10 protein-coding genes are annotated in these 14,624 nt (G+C 60.3%); 9 read left to right on the plus strand and 1 reads right to left on the minus strand.

Annotated features, from left to right (window positions below):
• Positions 1-100: 100 nt before the first annotated feature.
• From cadB to BN1134_RS20310, 5 genes are all read left to right on the plus strand, one after another.
• Positions 101-1,429 carry a cadaverine/lysine antiporter gene (cadB, locus tag BN1134_RS14675; RefSeq protein ID WP_042048131.1) on the plus strand — a complete coding sequence of 443 codons (1,329 nt, stop codon included), beginning with the start codon at positions 101-103 and terminating at the stop codon, positions 1,427-1,429.
• A gap of 79 nt (positions 1,430-1,508) precedes the next feature.
• Positions 1,509-3,641, plus strand: a complete 2,133-nt coding sequence (cadA, locus tag BN1134_RS14680; protein ID WP_042048132.1) for a lysine decarboxylase — start codon at positions 1,509-1,511, stop codon at positions 3,639-3,641.
• Positions 3,642-3,705: 64 nt separating this feature from the next.
• Positions 3,706-4,569, plus strand: coding sequence for a pyridoxal kinase PdxY (gene pdxY, locus BN1134_RS14685; protein ID WP_042048133.1), 864 nt, complete (start codon positions 3,706-3,708; stop codon positions 4,567-4,569).
• A gap of 419 nt (positions 4,570-4,988) precedes the next feature.
• The gene (locus tag BN1134_RS14690) at positions 4,989-6,287 is read left to right on the plus strand and encodes an HAAAP family serine/threonine permease (RefSeq protein ID WP_042048134.1); all 1,299 of its coding nucleotides are present in this window, start codon (positions 4,989-4,991) and stop codon (positions 6,285-6,287) included.
• 171 nt (positions 6,288-6,458) lie between these two features.
• Entirely contained in the window at positions 6,459-7,754 is a 1,296-nt protein-coding gene (locus BN1134_RS20310) for a methyl-accepting chemotaxis protein (protein WP_042048135.1), read from the plus strand.
• Positions 7,755-7,767: 13 nt separating this feature from the next.
• On the opposite strand, the gene BN1134_RS14700 is transcribed toward BN1134_RS20310, so the two are convergent.
• Positions 7,768-9,276: a CoA-acylating methylmalonate-semialdehyde dehydrogenase gene (locus tag BN1134_RS14700; protein WP_042048136.1), complete on the minus strand. Its 1,509-nt coding sequence runs from the start codon at positions 9,274-9,276 to the stop codon at positions 7,768-7,770.
• 349 nt (positions 9,277-9,625) lie between these two features.
• On the opposite strand from BN1134_RS14700, the gene BN1134_RS14705 reads away from it, so the two are divergent.
• From BN1134_RS14705 to BN1134_RS14720, 4 genes are all read left to right on the plus strand, one after another.
• Entirely contained in the window at positions 9,626-10,453 is an 828-nt protein-coding gene (locus tag BN1134_RS14705) for a MurR/RpiR family transcriptional regulator (protein WP_042048137.1), read from the plus strand.
• Between the two features lie 167 nt (positions 10,454-10,620).
• A complete protein-coding gene (gene iolD, locus BN1134_RS14710) occupies positions 10,621-12,555 on the plus strand; it encodes a 3D-(3,5/4)-trihydroxycyclohexane-1,2-dione acylhydrolase (decyclizing) (RefSeq protein ID WP_042048138.1) in 1,935 nt (644 codons plus the stop codon).
• A gap of 342 nt (positions 12,556-12,897) precedes the next feature.
• Complete coding sequence (gene iolG, locus BN1134_RS14715; protein ID WP_042048139.1) at positions 12,898-13,878, plus strand: inositol 2-dehydrogenase; 981 nt, start codon at positions 12,898-12,900, stop codon at positions 13,876-13,878.
• A 116-nt stretch (positions 13,879-13,994) separates the two neighbouring features.
• Entirely contained in the window at positions 13,995-14,603 is a 609-nt protein-coding gene (locus tag BN1134_RS14720) for a sodium:solute symporter family transporter (RefSeq protein ID WP_198133196.1), read from the plus strand.
• Positions 14,604-14,624: the final 21 nt, after the last annotated feature.

The raw sequence follows: 14,624 nt of genomic DNA on the forward strand, positions 1-14,624 counted from the left end.
TTAAGCCCCCTTCTCCCTACTCTGCAACCACTGCCCGGCGGGATGTCCGCCAGGTCACGCGGCGCAGCGATGCGCCCCCAAGGTTTTCGGAGTCGTTCTTATGTCAGATACGAAGAAGATTGGCCTCATCGCCTGTACGGGCGTAGTGGCCGGTAACATGATGGGCAGCGGCATCGCGCTGCTTCCCAGTGCGCTGGCCACGATAGGTTCAATCTCGGTGTTCAGTTGGGTCATCTGCCTGTTCGGGGCGATGGGCCTGGCCTTCGTGTTCGCCCGCCTGGCCACCAAGAACCCTCAGGATGGTGGTCCTATCGCTTATGCCGGTGAGATCTCTCCCGTGTTCGGTTTCCAGACAGGTGTGCTCTATTACCACGCTAACTGGATCGGCAATCTGGCCATTGCCATCACCGGGGTCTCCTACCTGTCGGTGTTTTTCCCGATCCTCAATGATCCGATCCCGGCCGCCGTTGCCACCATCGTTGCGGTCTGGGTGTTCACCTTTGTCAACTTGCTCGGCGGCAGCTGGGTGAGCCGTTTGACCACCTTAGGCCTGGTGCTGATCCTGATCCCGGTGATCGGTACCGCCCTGATCGGCTGGGGCCACTTCGACGGCGCCCTCTACAACCAGAACTGGAACACCTCTGGCAGCAACGACATCCACGCCGTCATCAGCGCCGTGCTGATCTGCCTGTGGTCTTTCGTCGGGGTCGAATCGGCGGCGGTCTCCTCCGGCATGGTCAAGAACCCCAAGCGCACCGTACCGATCGCCACCATGCTCGGTACTGCCATGGCCGGTGTCATCTACATCCTCTCGACCCAGGTGATCAGCGGCATGTTCCCAGCGGCCGATGTGGCTGCCTCCGGGGCCCCGTTCGCCATGGCGGCGGCGGCGATCTTCGGGGAGTGGTCAGCACCGTTTGTCTCTGCCTTCACCGCCCTGGCCTGCTTCACCTCGCTCGGCTCCTGGATGATGTTGGTGGGCGAAGCCGGCAAGCGCGCCGCCCATGATGGCAACTTCCCGAAAATCTATGGGGAAGTGGACAAGAACGGCGTCGCCAAGAAGGGGCTGGTGCTGGCCTCGCTCAAGATGACGGCGCTGATGGTGGTGCTGACCGCCTTCACCGCCCAGTCTGCCCACGCGGCCGATCTGTTCAACGTGCTGACCACAGATGCGGTGCTGCTGACCATGCTGCCCTACTTCTACTCCAGCATTAACCTCATTCGCTTCGAGGGAATGACCTCCCGCAGTGCCGGCGTCATGCTCTTCTCCGGGGTGGCCTGTGTCTTCTGCCTGATTGCCCTGGTGGGGGCCAAGGGCTCCAACCTGACCGCGACCTTTGTGGTCTCCCTGGTCATCCTCATGTTCTACGCCAAGAAACTTGGCCTGCGTCAGCACGACGCCCAGCAAACCAGTCACGCCTCGGCCTGATTTCCCCTTTCCTTCCGCAGCGGCGCTCCCACTCACCCTGAATCACAGGGGGAGCGCCCCCTTACACGTGGAGTGTTCTATGAATATCATCGCCATCCTCAACCACCTGGGGGTCTTCTTCAAAGAAGAGCCGATCCATCAGTTGCAGGCTTCCCTTGAGAGCAAGGGGTTTCAGGTGGTCTATCCGGTCGACGTACAAGATCTGCTGAAGCTCATCGAGAAGAACCCGCGCGTGACCGGTGTCATCTTCGACTGGGACAAGTACTCCCTCGGTCTGTGTAAAGAGATCCACGATCGCAACGAAAAGCTGCCGATCTTCGCCTTCGCCAACGATCAGTCGACTCTCGATATCCACCTGGCCGACCTGCGCCTCAACGTGCACTTCTTCGAGTACCGTCTCGGCATGGCCGACGACATCGCCCTCAAGATGGGTCAGGCGACCCAGGACTATCAGGATACTATCCTGCCTCCGTTCACCAAGGCGCTGTTCAAGTACGTGGAAGAGGGCAAGTACACCTTCTGCACCCCGGGTCACATGGGGGGCACTGCCTTCCAGATGAGCCCGGCCGGTAGCATCTTCTATGACTTCTACGGCCCCAACGCCTTCAAGGCGGACGTCTCCATCTCCATGCCGGAGCTGGGCTCGCTGCTCGATCACTCCGGCCCGCACAAGGAGGCCGAAGAGTACATCGCGCGCACCTTCAACGCCGATCGCTCCTACATCGTCACCAACGGCACCTCGACGGCCAACAAGATCGTCGGCATGTTCTCGGCGCCGGCCGGCAGCACTGTGCTGGTGGATCGCAACTGCCACAAATCGCTCACCCACCTGATGATGATGAGCGACGTGACCCCGATCTATTTCCGCCCGACCCGCAACGCTTACGGCATCCTCGGCGGTATTCCGCAAAGCGAGTTCTTGCCCGAGACCATCCATGCCAAGGTTGCGGCGACCCCAGGCGCCAAGATGCCGCGCTACGCAGTGATCACCAACTCCACCTATGACGGCCTGCTCTACAACACCGGCTTTATCAAGGAGAACCTGGAGACCCCCTTCATCCACTTCGACAGCGCCTGGGTGCCTTACACCAACTTCAGCCCCATCTATGAGGGCAAGTGCGGCATGAGCGGCGACGCCATTCCGGGCAAGGTGGTCTATGAGACCCAATCCACCCACAAGCTGCTGGCGGCCTTCTCCCAGGGCTCGATGATCCACATCAAGGGGGAGGTGGAGGAGGAGACCTTCAACGAAGCCTTCATGATGCACACCTCCACCTCGCCGCAATACGGCATCGTTGCCTCCACCGAGATCGCGGCGGCCATGATGCGCGGCAACACCGGCAAGCGTCTGATCAAGGACTCCATCGATCGTGCTATCTCGTTTCGTAAAGAGATCAAGTACCTGCGCGAGCAGAGCGAAGGGTGGTTCTTCGACGTGTGGCAGCCGGACAACATCGATAGCGTCGAGTGCTGGAAGCTCGATCCCAAGGATGCGTGGCACGGTTTCAAGGACATCGATGACAACCACATGTACCTCGACCCCATCAAGGTGACCCTGCTCACCCCGGGGATGGGGAGCGACGGCCAGCTGCTCGGCAGCGGCATTCCGGCTTCGCTGGTCTCCAAGTTCCTGGACGAGCGCGGCATCGTGGTTGAGAAGACCGGCCCCTACAACCTGCTGTTCCTCTTCTCCATCGGTATCGATCAGTCCAAGGCGATGCAGCTGCTGCGCGCCCTGACCGAGTTCAAGCGTGCCTATGACCTCAACCTGAGCATCAAGAAGATGCTGCCGGCCCTTTACAACGAGGCCCCGCACTTCTATGAAGGCATGCGCATCCAGGAGCTGGCCCAGGCCATCCACGAGCTGACCATCAAGTACCGCCTGCCGGAGTTGATGTTCAAGGCCTTCGACGTACTGCCCGAGATGAAGATGACCCCGCACGCCGCCTGGCAGCAAGAGCTGGCCGGTAACGTGGAAGAGGTGCCGTTGCAGCAGATGGTGGGCCGCGTCAGCGCCAACATGATCCTGCCCTATCCGCCGGGAGTGCCGCTGGTACTGCCGGGTGAGGTGGTGACCGATGCGTCGCGTCCGGTACTGGACTTCCTGCAGATGCTCTGCGACATTGGCGCCCATTACCCCGGTTTCGAGACCGATATCCACGGTCTCTACCGTCAGGCTGATGGCAGCTACACGGTGAAAGTACTGCGTTAAGACGCAATGATAAAAAACGGGCAGGGATGCCCGTTTTGTCGTTTTCAACTCCAACGGTGACCTTATGAAACGCATTCTCTCTATCCAGTCCCACGTGGTATTCGGCTGTGCTGGCAACAGCGCCGCCGTCTTTCCGATGCGCCGCCTGGGGCTGGAGGTGTGGCCTGTCAACACGGTGCAGTTCTCTAACCACACGCAATATCGTCAGGGCTGGCGCGGCATGGCGATGCCGGCAGGCCACATCAGCGAGTTGGTGGAGGGGATGGCCGGGATCGAGGTGCTGGGTCAGTGTGATGCGGTGCTCAGCGGTTACCTCGGCTCGGCGGCCCAGGGCGATGAGATCCTCGCCGCCGTGAGGCGGATCAAGGCGGCCAATCCGGCTGCGCTCTACTTCTGCGATCCGGTCATGGGCCACCCGGAGAAGGGGTGCATCGTCGCCACCGGCGTGAGCGAGTTTCTGAGCGAGCAGGCACTGCCGGTGGCCGACATCGTGGCCCCCAATCTGCTGGAACTTGAGACCCTCACCGGGCGCCATATCGAGGATCTGGCCGGGGTGCGCGGCGCCTGCGATCAGCTGCTCAGCCGCGGGGTGCAGATGGTGCTGGTCAAGCATCTGGGGCGGGCGGCGCAGCATCCGGAGCGTTTCGAGATGCTGCTGGCCTGCCGCGAGGGGTTTTTCCACATCGAGCGTCCGCTCTATGATTTTGCGTTGCAGCCGGTCGGGGTGGGGGATCTGCTCAGTGCCATGATGCTGGCCAACCTGTTGGTCGGTCATGATCCGGTGGCCGCCTTCGAGCGAACCAACGCCTCGGTCGATGCGGTGCTCAAGGCGACCTGGCAGGCAGGGGCGTATGAGCTGCAACTGGTGGCGGCGCAAGAGGCGCTGGCCGCACCTGTGGTGAGACACCGGGCGCAACGGCTCAACTAATACAACCTGATAACAAAAGCGGGGTGGCATGGGCCACCCCGCTGTCGTTTACGGCATTGAAATCACATTTTGTTAACAAAAAGAGGGGTGGCACTCAAAATTAATCAAATATTGTTTATGTTTTGTAGCTAATGGCGATTTTTTGTGTGATCCCCACACGTCAAAAACAGACGGAAATCAAACTTTCGTTGAAAACTTCAAAAAACACTGTGATTGATGGGGGCGTTTGACTAGAGTCGTCCTTGCACAGGGTGAGCGCGTTAACGACATGTTGAATGCGCAGGGGTACATCCTGGATTCCGGGTAGAGGCCGCCGGCACAGCGGCATTGTGGCAGACAGCACAAGGAAGGGCGTTATCGCAATCAGGATGCGAATGCAGCCCCCGGTCACACACAATAAATTTCGACAGGAATGACAGATGTCTGACATGAATATTGCCGCCGAAGGCGTCGTAGCCCAGCAGGTCTCTCAGGCGAGCCGCTGGCAAAAGGTTGACCTGGTGTGGATGCTGGGTCTGTATGGCACCGCAATCGGAGCCGGTGTGCTGTTTCTGCCGATCAACGCCGGTGTCGGTGGGTTGTGGCCGCTGATGGCGATGCTGGTACTGGCGCTGCCGCTCACCTTCTTTGCCCACCGTGGGCTGACCCGTTTCGTGCTCTCCGGCTCGACCCGTGATGGCGACATCACCGAGGTGGTAGAAGAGCACTTCGGCAAGGCGGCCGGCAAGCTCATCACCCTGCTCTACTTCTTTGCCATCTACCCGATCCTGCTGATGTACTCGGTGGCCATCACCAACACGGTCGAGAGCCTGATGGTGCACCAGCTTGGCATGACCCCGCCGCCGCGTGTCATCCTCTCCCTGGTGCTGATCCTCGGCCTGATGGCGATCGTTCGCCTCGGCGGTCAGTTCATCGTCAAGGTGATGAGCGTGCTGGTGTTCCCGTTCGTGCTGACCCTGATGGGGCTGGCGCTCTACCTGATCCCGCACTGGAACGGCGCCATCATCACCGAAGCCCCGGCCCTGTCCGATGCCTTCAGCGGTGACTTCGTGAAGACCCTGTGGCTGGCCATTCCGGTGATGGTGTTCTCCTTTAACCACTCCCCCATCATCTCCTCCTTCGCGGTGGACAATAAGGGTCGCTACGGCGAGCAGGCTGAGAAGAAGTGCAGCAGCATCCTGCTGGGCGCCCACGTCATGATGGTGCTGACCGTGATGTTCTTCGTGTTCAGCTGCGTGCTGAGCCTCTCCCCGGCTGATCTGATGGCCGCCAAGGAGCAGAACATCTCCATCCTCTCCTACCTGGCTAACCACTTCGACAACCCGGTGATCGCCACCGTGGCACCGCTCATCGCCATGGTTGCCATCAGCAAGTCGTTCCTCGGCCACTACCTGGGAGCCCAGGAAGGGATGAACGGTCTGATGGCCAAGGCGCTGCGCGAGAAGGGCAAGAGCGTCGACGTTAAGCAGCTCAACAAGGTGACCGCGGTCTTCATGATCCTGACCACCTGGATCATCGCCACCATCAACCCGAGCATCCTCGGCATGATTGAAGATCTCGGCGGCCCGATCATCGCCATGCTGCTGTTCCTGATGCCGATGTACGCCATCGTCAAGGTACCGGCCATGCGCAAGTACGCCGGCAACCTGAGCAACGGTTTCGTTACCCTGATTGGCCTCATCGCCATGTCCGGTATCCTCTACAAGCTGCTGTTCTGATAAGCGTCAGGCCAGTGATAAAAGCCGCCCTTCGGGGCGGCTTTTGCATTGGTGCGCTGGCACGTTTCTCGCACTCCCTCCTGGCGCGAATCATCAGGCCTGATGAAGGTGCGTCAGACGGCAGTGGCCATGTGGCCGGAAAATGTGACTCTCATTGTGCGAGGACCCCCCATGTTCAACTCCAAACTCAAGCAGGAGCTGGCCGGGCTTGGCCAGAGTCTGGCCCGGATCGAGGCGTTCGACCAAGCCTTGCGCCAGCATCTGGCGATGGCCGAGTTTAGCCCCGACGGGGTGTGTCTCGAAGCCAGCCCCCTGTTTTTGCAACTGGTGGGGTATGCCAGGCATGAGCTGGTGGCGCAGCCCCACACCCTGTTGTGTGACCCGGCGGATACCAAAATGCAACGTTATCGTGATTTATGGATGCAATTGGCAAATGGCCGCCCCCAGCAGGGGATCTTCCGCCACCTCGGCAAAGGGGGGCGGGAGCTGTGGCTGGAGACGAACTATTTCCCGGTGCGCGAAGAGGCGCGGGTGGAGAAGATAGTGCTGGTCGCCTCTGAGGTGACGGCGATGTATACGCAGCTCATCACTCTCCAGTCGGTGTTTGCGGCGCTCGATCGCTCCATGGCCATCATCGAGTTTCAGCCCGATGGCCACATCATCACCGCCAACAACAACTTCCTCAACACCATGGGGTATCGGCTTGAAGAGATCGCCGGGCGCCATCACCGCCTCTTTTGCGACGAGCGTTTCTATCAGGAAAACCCGCACTTCTGGGCCGAGTTGGGCAGTGGGCAGTTCCAGTCCGGACGCTTCCTGCGCTTTGACAAACAGGGGCGTGAGATCTGGCTGGAGGCGACCTACAACGCGGTGCGTGACCCCGATGGCAGGGTGGTCAAGGTGGTGAAGTTTGCCTCTGACATCACCGAGCGGATCAAGCAGGCGCAGGCGGTGCAAGAGGTGGCCGGGGTGGCCCACGAGACCTCCATCGTCACCGAGCAGTCGGCCGGACGTGGCGCCGAGCTGCTGCTGGGGGCGGTGTCGACGTCCGGCAGCATCGTCAGCCAGATGGAGAGCGCCAGCACCCTGATGGCGCGGCTCAGCGAGCAGGCCAAGAGCATCGAGGCGATCGTCTCGACCATCAGCAGCATCGCCGATCAGACTAACTTGCTGGCGCTTAACGCCGCCATCGAGGCCGCCCGCGCCGGTGAGCAGGGGAGGGGATTTGCGGTGGTGGCGGACGAGGTGCGCCAGCTGGCCGCCCGAACCTCCTATTCCACCAGCGAGATAGCCGGCGTGGTGCAGCAGAATCAGGCGCTGACCAGCCAGGTGAACGACCAGATGCAGGCTGCCGCCCAGCGTGCCCGGCAGGGGCAGCAGCAGATTGGTGAGGTGGCCGAGGTGATGGAGGAGATCCGGCGCGGTGCCGAGCATGTTGCCGCCACCATCGCCGGGCTCTCCCGCTAAGGCTTCGGCTGGCTTACATGGTCGGCATCGTAAACTGGCCTGCGTGGGTCTCAAGGCGCCCGCTGGCCGGCCAGCGGCTGGTGATGGTTTTCATCTTCGTATAGAAGCGCACCCCGTCGTTGCCGTGCACATGGAGTGGCCCGAACAGAGAGCGCTTCCAGCCGCCAAAACTGTGAAAGGCCATGGGCACCGGAATGGGCACATTGATCCCCACCATGCCGGCCTGTACCTGCTCAGCGAACTGGCGTGCGCTCTCCCCATCACGGGTGAAGATGGCGGCCCCGTTACCGTATGGATGGCGGTTGATGAGACTGAGTGCGGTGCGGTAATCGGGGGCGCGCACCACGCAGAGCACTGGGCCGAAGATCTCCTCCTGATAGATGCTCATCTCTGGGGTGACCCGATCAAACAGGGTGGGGCCGATAAAAAAGCCTTGCTCATGTCCGGGCACGCTCACCCCGCGGCCATCGAAGCACAAGATGGCGCCCTGCTCTTGGCCCTGCGCGATGTAATCGAGGATCTTGGCCTTGTGCTGCGCCGAGATGACGGGCCCCATGTCGTTCTCGGGGCCTTCCATGAGGCCGGGGCCTACGCGCATCTTGCCGATGCGGGTGGTCAGGGCATCGATCAGGCTGTCTGCCACGTCATCGCCGATGGCGACCACCACAGAGAGGGCCATGCAGCGCTCTCCGGCGGCACCAAATGCGGCCCCCATGATGGCCGAGACGCTCATCGGCATGTCGGCATCCGGCATCACGATGCAGTGATTTTTGGCCCCCCCTAGGGCCTGGCAGCGCTTGCCATGGGCCGATGCCACCGCGTAGATGTACTCGGCAATCGGGGTGGAGCCGACAAAGCTCACCGCCTGTACCCGTTCATCGGTGAGGAGGACGTCCACGGCCTCTTTATCTCCATTGACCACATTAAAAACCCCGTCCGGCAGCCCCGCCTTCTTGAGAAGAAGAGCCAGCTCTAGGGCCAGTGAAGGGTCTTTTTCCGAGGGTTTGAGCACGAAGGTGTTGCCGGTGGCCAAGGCGATGGGGAACATCCACATGGGCACCATGGCCGGGAAGTTAAACGGGGTGATCCCGACACAGACCCCGAGGGGTTGCATGAGCGAGTGGCTGTCGACCCCCGTTCCCACGTTGGCGGAGTGCTCCCCCTTTTGCAGGTGCGGGATGCCGCAGGCAAACTCCACTACCTCCAGACCACGGGTTATTTCTCCCTGGGCATCGGAGAATACCTTGCCGTGCTCCTCGCTGATGATGCGTGCCAGGGCATCACGCTTGGCCTCAAGCAGCGCCTTAAAGCGAAACAGGATGCGGGCCCGGTGCAGAGGGGAGCGTTGTGACCAGGCCGGAAAGGCGGCGTGGGCCACCCCTATCGCATGGCGCACCTCGTCTGCCGTGCTTAGCATCACCTGGCGTACCGGGGTGCCGAGTGCCGGGTTGTAGACGGGGGCGCAGCGTTCACTGTGACTGGCGGAGATGGTCCCGCCGATATAGTTGTGCACTATCTTCATGCATCCTCTCTCTTGCTTGTTGGGTGATCACGGATTGGGTTAAGTTGTGAAATATTAATTTCATTTTGTATTTTATTGGTTATTTATGTTTCTTTTTGTGATCGCCCCAGCAGCGATGAAATGCAGCGAAAGGGGGGAGACTGATGGGATTAGCGTGGGCCGGGTCACGCTGACTACTGACGAAATGGTTTACAGTTTCATCGTTTATGAAAGAATAGCCATTTCATCGATGGCGGCCATAAACGAGAGCCATTTCAACACCTGTACCGGATCGGCGATTTGCCCGAACTTTGTGTCGCGCTATCGGGTGAGGAAGCGTGCCGATATGCGTCATCGGCTGGAGAGAAGAATGACAGCTGCGAAAAACCTTTCAGAGTTGCAAGATCAGATCAGAACCCGCTATGGCGAGCTAAGCAAGCGCTTGCAGCAAGTTGCCAAGTATCTGATTGATAACAAGAATATAGTGGCAATGCAGACAGTGGCCGCCATCGCCAAAGAGGCGGGAGTTCCCCCTTCCACCCTGATCCGCTTTGCCAGTACCTTTGGTTTCAGTGGCTTCAACGAGATGAAACAGATCTTTCGTCTCGATCTGGTCAAGGAGACCGCCAGCTACACGGAACGCGCCCGCCTGTTTCGTGAGATGGAAGGGGACGCCTCGGTCGAGCAGCCTCACGAGATATTGCAGGAGTTCGTGCGGGCCAACACCCAGTCGATGCAGCAGTTGGTGCTGCACACACCGGAAGCCGAGCTGCGTCAAGCTGTGGAGCTGCTGGCTGACGCCGAGACCATCTATGTGATGGGGTCGCGTCGTTCCTTCAGTGCGGCCGTCTATCTGCGTTACGCACTCAGCCATCTGGAACGTCGCACCGTGCTGCTCGACGGGTTGGGAGGCATGCTCGCCGAGCAGCTGGCCTTGATGGGAAGCCGCGATGTGGTGGTCTCCATCAGCTTCTCCCCCTATGCCGAGGAGACCGTCACTGTGAGTCAGAAAGCGGCTCAAGTCGGGGCGCGTCAGATTGTCGTGACGGACAGCCAGATCAGCCCCATGGCTTCGCTCAGCGACGTCTGCTTCGTGATCAAGGAGGCGCAGGTTGATGCGTTTCGCTCCCAGGCGGCGACGCTCTGCCTGCTGCAATCACTGGCGGTGAGTCTGGCCTTCAAGAAGAGCGAGGAGTAAACAGCGCGATTTCGTCACGGCGATCACAAAACACTCTTTTGTTTTCATTTTATCTTTAAATGGAATTTTCATTCCGTAAAGTGAAGGCGTCGAACGTGCCGATCACCTCCATGATGTGATCCTCGGCCCATGATGGGGGCACGGCATGTTGAGAGCAGGGAGTGTGTATGCAGCGGATCAGAATGACGATGGCCCAGGCGTTGGTGAAGTTCCTCGAGCAACAGTATGTGGCGCTAGATGGCGTCGAGCACAGGTTCATCCACGGCATCTTTACCATCTTCGGGCATGGCAATGTGCTGGGTCTTGGCCAGGCGTTGGAGCAAGACCCCGCAGGGCTGGTGGTATATCAGGGATGCAGTGAGCAGGGAATGGCTCACATCGCCCTCGGCTTTACCAAGCAGCACAAGCGTAAGCGCATCTGCGCCGTCACCTCGTCGGTCGGCCCTGGCGCCGCCAACATGGTGACGGCGGCCGCCACCGCCACCGCCAATCGACTGCCACTGCTGTTGCTGCCGGGGGATCTGTTTGCCAGCCGGCAACCCGACCCCGTGCTACAGCAGGTCGAGCAGTTTCACGATGCCACTCTCAGCACTAACGACTGCTTCCGCCCCGTCTCCCGTTACTGGGATCGGATAGTACGCCCCGAGCAGTTGATGAGCGCCATGCTCAATGCCATGCGGGTGTTGACCGATCCCGCCGATACCGGTGCCGTGACCCTCTGCCTGCCACAGGATGTGCAGGGGGAGGCGTACGATTACCCCCTCTCTTTCTTCGCGCGGCGGGTGCACCGCATCGAGCGGCGGCCACCGACACCGGCCATGCTGGCTGACGCGGTCAGGTTGATTGAAGGCAAGCGCAAGCCGCTATTGATCTGCGGAGGCGGGGTTCGCTACAGCGAGGCTCACGCCGCGCTGCGCCACTTTGCCGAGCGTTTTAATATTCCGTTTGCAGAGACTCAGGCCGGTAAGGGGGCCATTGAGAGCGACCATCCTCTGAATCTCGGGGGGGTGGGGACCACGGGCTGTCTGGCGGCCAATCGCCTTGCCGCTGAGGCTGATCTGATCATCGGGGTGGGCACCCGCTTTACCGACTTCACCACCGCCTCCAAATCCCTGTTCGCTCACCCCGAGGTGAGTGTGCTCACGATCAATGTGGCCGGTTTTGATGCCCACAAGCTGGATGCCGTGGCGGTGATTGCGGATGCCAAGGTGGCGCTTGAGGCGCTGACACAGGCCCTGCGACGCAGCGGTTACCACAGTGGCTATCAAGATGAGATAGCGCAGGCCCGCGCCGAGTGGGACATGGAGTGGCAGCGGTTGGCGGGCATCCGGGTCGGGGAGGGATTTATTCCCGAGATAGGGGGCGAGCTGGATCACCTGCTGCCGGAGTACATGGCCATGCTGGGGAGCCGCCTGACCCAGACCCGGGTGCTGGGGCTGCTCGATCAATACCTTGAGTCCGATGCCATCGTGGTGGGGGCCGCCGGCTCCTTGCCTGGGGATCTACAGCGCATGTGGCGGCCACGACAGCCCGATACCTATCACTTGGAATATGGCTACTCCTGCATGGGTTACGAGATAGCGGCCGCCATCGGCGCCAAGATCGCCAGAGCGGAGCAGCCGGTTTATGCCTTTGTCGGGGATGGCTCCTATCTCATGCTGCATACCGAGCTGCACACGGCGGTGCAGGAGGGGATCAAGATAGTGGTGCTGCTGTTTGATAATGCCGGTTTTGGCTGCATCAACAATCTGCAGATGGGCCAGGGAATGGGAAGTTTTTGCACCGAGAGCCGGCATCGAGATCCCCTCACCGGTGGCCTCACCGGCCCGCTTGTCCGCGTCGATTTTGCCAAGAATGCCGAGAGTTACGGCTGTCGCAGTTACCGGGTGCACGACGAGGCTTCGCTGGTGCTGGCGTTGCAAAGCGCTCGTCAGGATGAGGGGCCAGTGCTTATCGATATCAAGGTGCTTCCCAAGACCATGACCCATGGCTATGGGGCATGGTGGCACACGGGAACGGCGGAGGTCGCCGATAAACCGGCGATCGAGGCGGCCTCTGCGGCCATCCGCACTATGCTGGCGACACGCGCCCGCCCCTATTAACGCGAGGCAGAAGGCTCGGTCGTGAGGAGGCGCTGGCCTCCTTTTTTTTATCTGTTCATTTCTTCTCCCCTCTGCGCTCCTGGCCGCCACCTACAACGGATTGGCATCTCACCTAGCCTGCTCTCTTCAGGGCGTTTGTGGCGAAAGTGTTAACTAGGTTGCAAAAACAAAACATCCATTAATTTGCATATTGAAACAAAAATTCCAAATGGTATGTTCGTTTCATCCAGACCGCAGTGCTCAGAGGAGGTGACGGGCGCTTCGGCCGCGATGGAGTCGCCGGCGTACCGTTTCAACCGGACGCCCTAATACCTGATAGATACGCAGTATCAAGGAGTTGGTATGTTTAACATCGCGCTGTTCGGGGCCGGTCGCATCGGCCAGGTACATGCGGTCCATGTTGCCGAGCATGAGGAGAGCTGCCTCTACTCGGTCATCGATCCACAGGGAGCCGATGCGCTGGCGACCCGGTATGGTGCCAAGGTGCAAAGTGCCGAAGAGGCCATGGCCGATCCCCAGGTCAACGGGGTGCTGATCGCCTCCTCGACCGACACCCACGCCGATCTCATCGAGCTGGCGGCCAGGGCTGGCAAACCTATCTTCTGTGAAAAGCCGGTGCATCTGGATCTGGCGCGCGTACGCGACTGCCTGGCCACGGTGGCCCGCTGCAAGGTGCCTCTTTTTATCGGCTTCAACCGCCGCTATGACCCCCAGTTTCGCCGGGTACGCGACCAACTGACCGCTGGCGTGATTGGCAAGGCTGAGTCTCTGGTGATCACCTCACGGGATCCGGCGCCACCGCCAGTGACATACCTCCAGGTTTCGGGAGGCATGTTTCGCGACATGACCATTCACGACTTCGACATGGCCCGCTTCATCCTGGGTGAGGAGCCCGTCTCCCTCTACGCCCAGGGCAGCAATCTGGTGGATCCGGCCATCGGCCAGGCGGGGGATATCGATACCGCGTTTGTCGTGATGAAGTTCCCTTCCGGGGCCATGGCCACCATCAGCAATAGCCGCCGCTCCGGTTACGGCTACGACCAGCGCATGGAGCTGCATGGCGCCAGGGGGCTGCTTATCGCCAAGAACCTTCATGAGAGCGGGGTCGAGTGGTGGGGTGAGCAGGGGTGTGTGGCCGCCAAGCCAGAGCACTTCTTCTTGCAGCGCTATGCACAGGCCTACCGCGCCGAGTGGCAACATTTTGTCGATGTGCTGGCGGGCCGCGCCGCTCCCGAGTGCAGCGGCCATGACGGCATGCAGGCACTCTATCTGGCCGACAAGGCCATCGAATCGCTCCACAGCGGTCGTGAAGTCACGCTGTGATCTCGTGAGAAAAGAACCATAACAAGGCGTTACGCCCATTCTCACCTCCTGTTGTTCCCGTTATGCCGCCTCCTGCCGGGGGCGGTTTCATGATCACGCAGATTCGGAGAACACCCATGTTAGCTCTCGCTTCCTTTGTCGGTTTCACCCTGCTGGTGGCCGCCATTGCCTACTACAAGACACACAATGCCCACCTGACGGAGTCGGCCGAAGGGTATTTCCTTGGCGGCCGCTCCATGACCGGTATCTACATCGGTAGCTCCATGCTGTTGATGAACCTCTCCACCGAACACCTGGTGGGGCTCAACGGGTTGTCGTTTCGAACCGGTTTCATCGTGATGGCCTGGGAGGTCATGGCCGCCATGACCATAGTGCTGTTTGCCATCTTCTTTCTGCCGAAGTACCTCAAGCTCGGGATCTCCACCATCCCCGAATACCTGGAGCGGCGCTTTGACAAACAGACGCTCATCATCACCTCACTGCTCTTTCTCGGTATGTATATCATCTCGCTGCTGCCGATCGTGCTCTATACCGGGGCCATCGCGCTGGAGAGCCTGTTTCAGGTTTCTGCGGTGTTCCAGCTCGATAAGACCACGGCGCTGTGGCTCATGGTCTGGGGGGTTGGGGGGCTCGGGGCCATCTACGCCGGCGGATACGGTCAACGGGGTCGGGCTCATCACAGGGGGCCTGATGGTGACCCTGTTCGCCCTCGCTTATGTCGGTGATGGTGATGTGTGGAGTGGCAT

The sequence above is a fragment of the Aeromonas simiae genome (assembly GCF_000820125.1).
Lineage (GTDB): Bacteria > Pseudomonadota > Gammaproteobacteria > Enterobacterales > Aeromonadaceae > Aeromonas > Aeromonas simiae.

What these genes read in the sequence shown, in the direction of transcription:
- cadA (WP_042048132.1), top strand. Translation starts at nt 1,509, where the DNA reads ATGAATATCATCGCCATCCTCAACCACCTGGGGGTCTTCTTCAAAGAA.
- BN1134_RS14720 (WP_198133196.1), top strand. Translation starts at nt 13,995, where the DNA reads ATGTTAGCTCTCGCTTCCTTTGTCGGTTTCACCCTGCTGGTGGCCGCC.
- BN1134_RS14700 (WP_042048136.1), bottom strand. Translation starts at nt 9,276, where the DNA reads ATGAAGATAGTGCACAACTATATCGGCGGGACCATCTCCGCCAGTCAC.
- BN1134_RS20310 (WP_042048135.1), top strand. Translation starts at nt 6,459, where the DNA reads ATGTTCAACTCCAAACTCAAGCAGGAGCTGGCCGGGCTTGGCCAGAGT.
- cadB (WP_042048131.1), top strand. Translation starts at nt 101, where the DNA reads ATGTCAGATACGAAGAAGATTGGCCTCATCGCCTGTACGGGCGTAGTG.
- iolG (WP_042048139.1), top strand. Translation starts at nt 12,898, where the DNA reads ATGTTTAACATCGCGCTGTTCGGGGCCGGTCGCATCGGCCAGGTACAT.
- BN1134_RS14705 (WP_042048137.1), top strand. Translation starts at nt 9,626, where the DNA reads ATGACAGCTGCGAAAAACCTTTCAGAGTTGCAAGATCAGATCAGAACC.
- iolD (WP_042048138.1), top strand. Translation starts at nt 10,621, where the DNA reads ATGCAGCGGATCAGAATGACGATGGCCCAGGCGTTGGTGAAGTTCCTC.
- BN1134_RS14690 (WP_042048134.1), top strand. Translation starts at nt 4,989, where the DNA reads ATGTCTGACATGAATATTGCCGCCGAAGGCGTCGTAGCCCAGCAGGTC.
- pdxY (WP_042048133.1), top strand. Translation starts at nt 3,706, where the DNA reads ATGAAACGCATTCTCTCTATCCAGTCCCACGTGGTATTCGGCTGTGCT.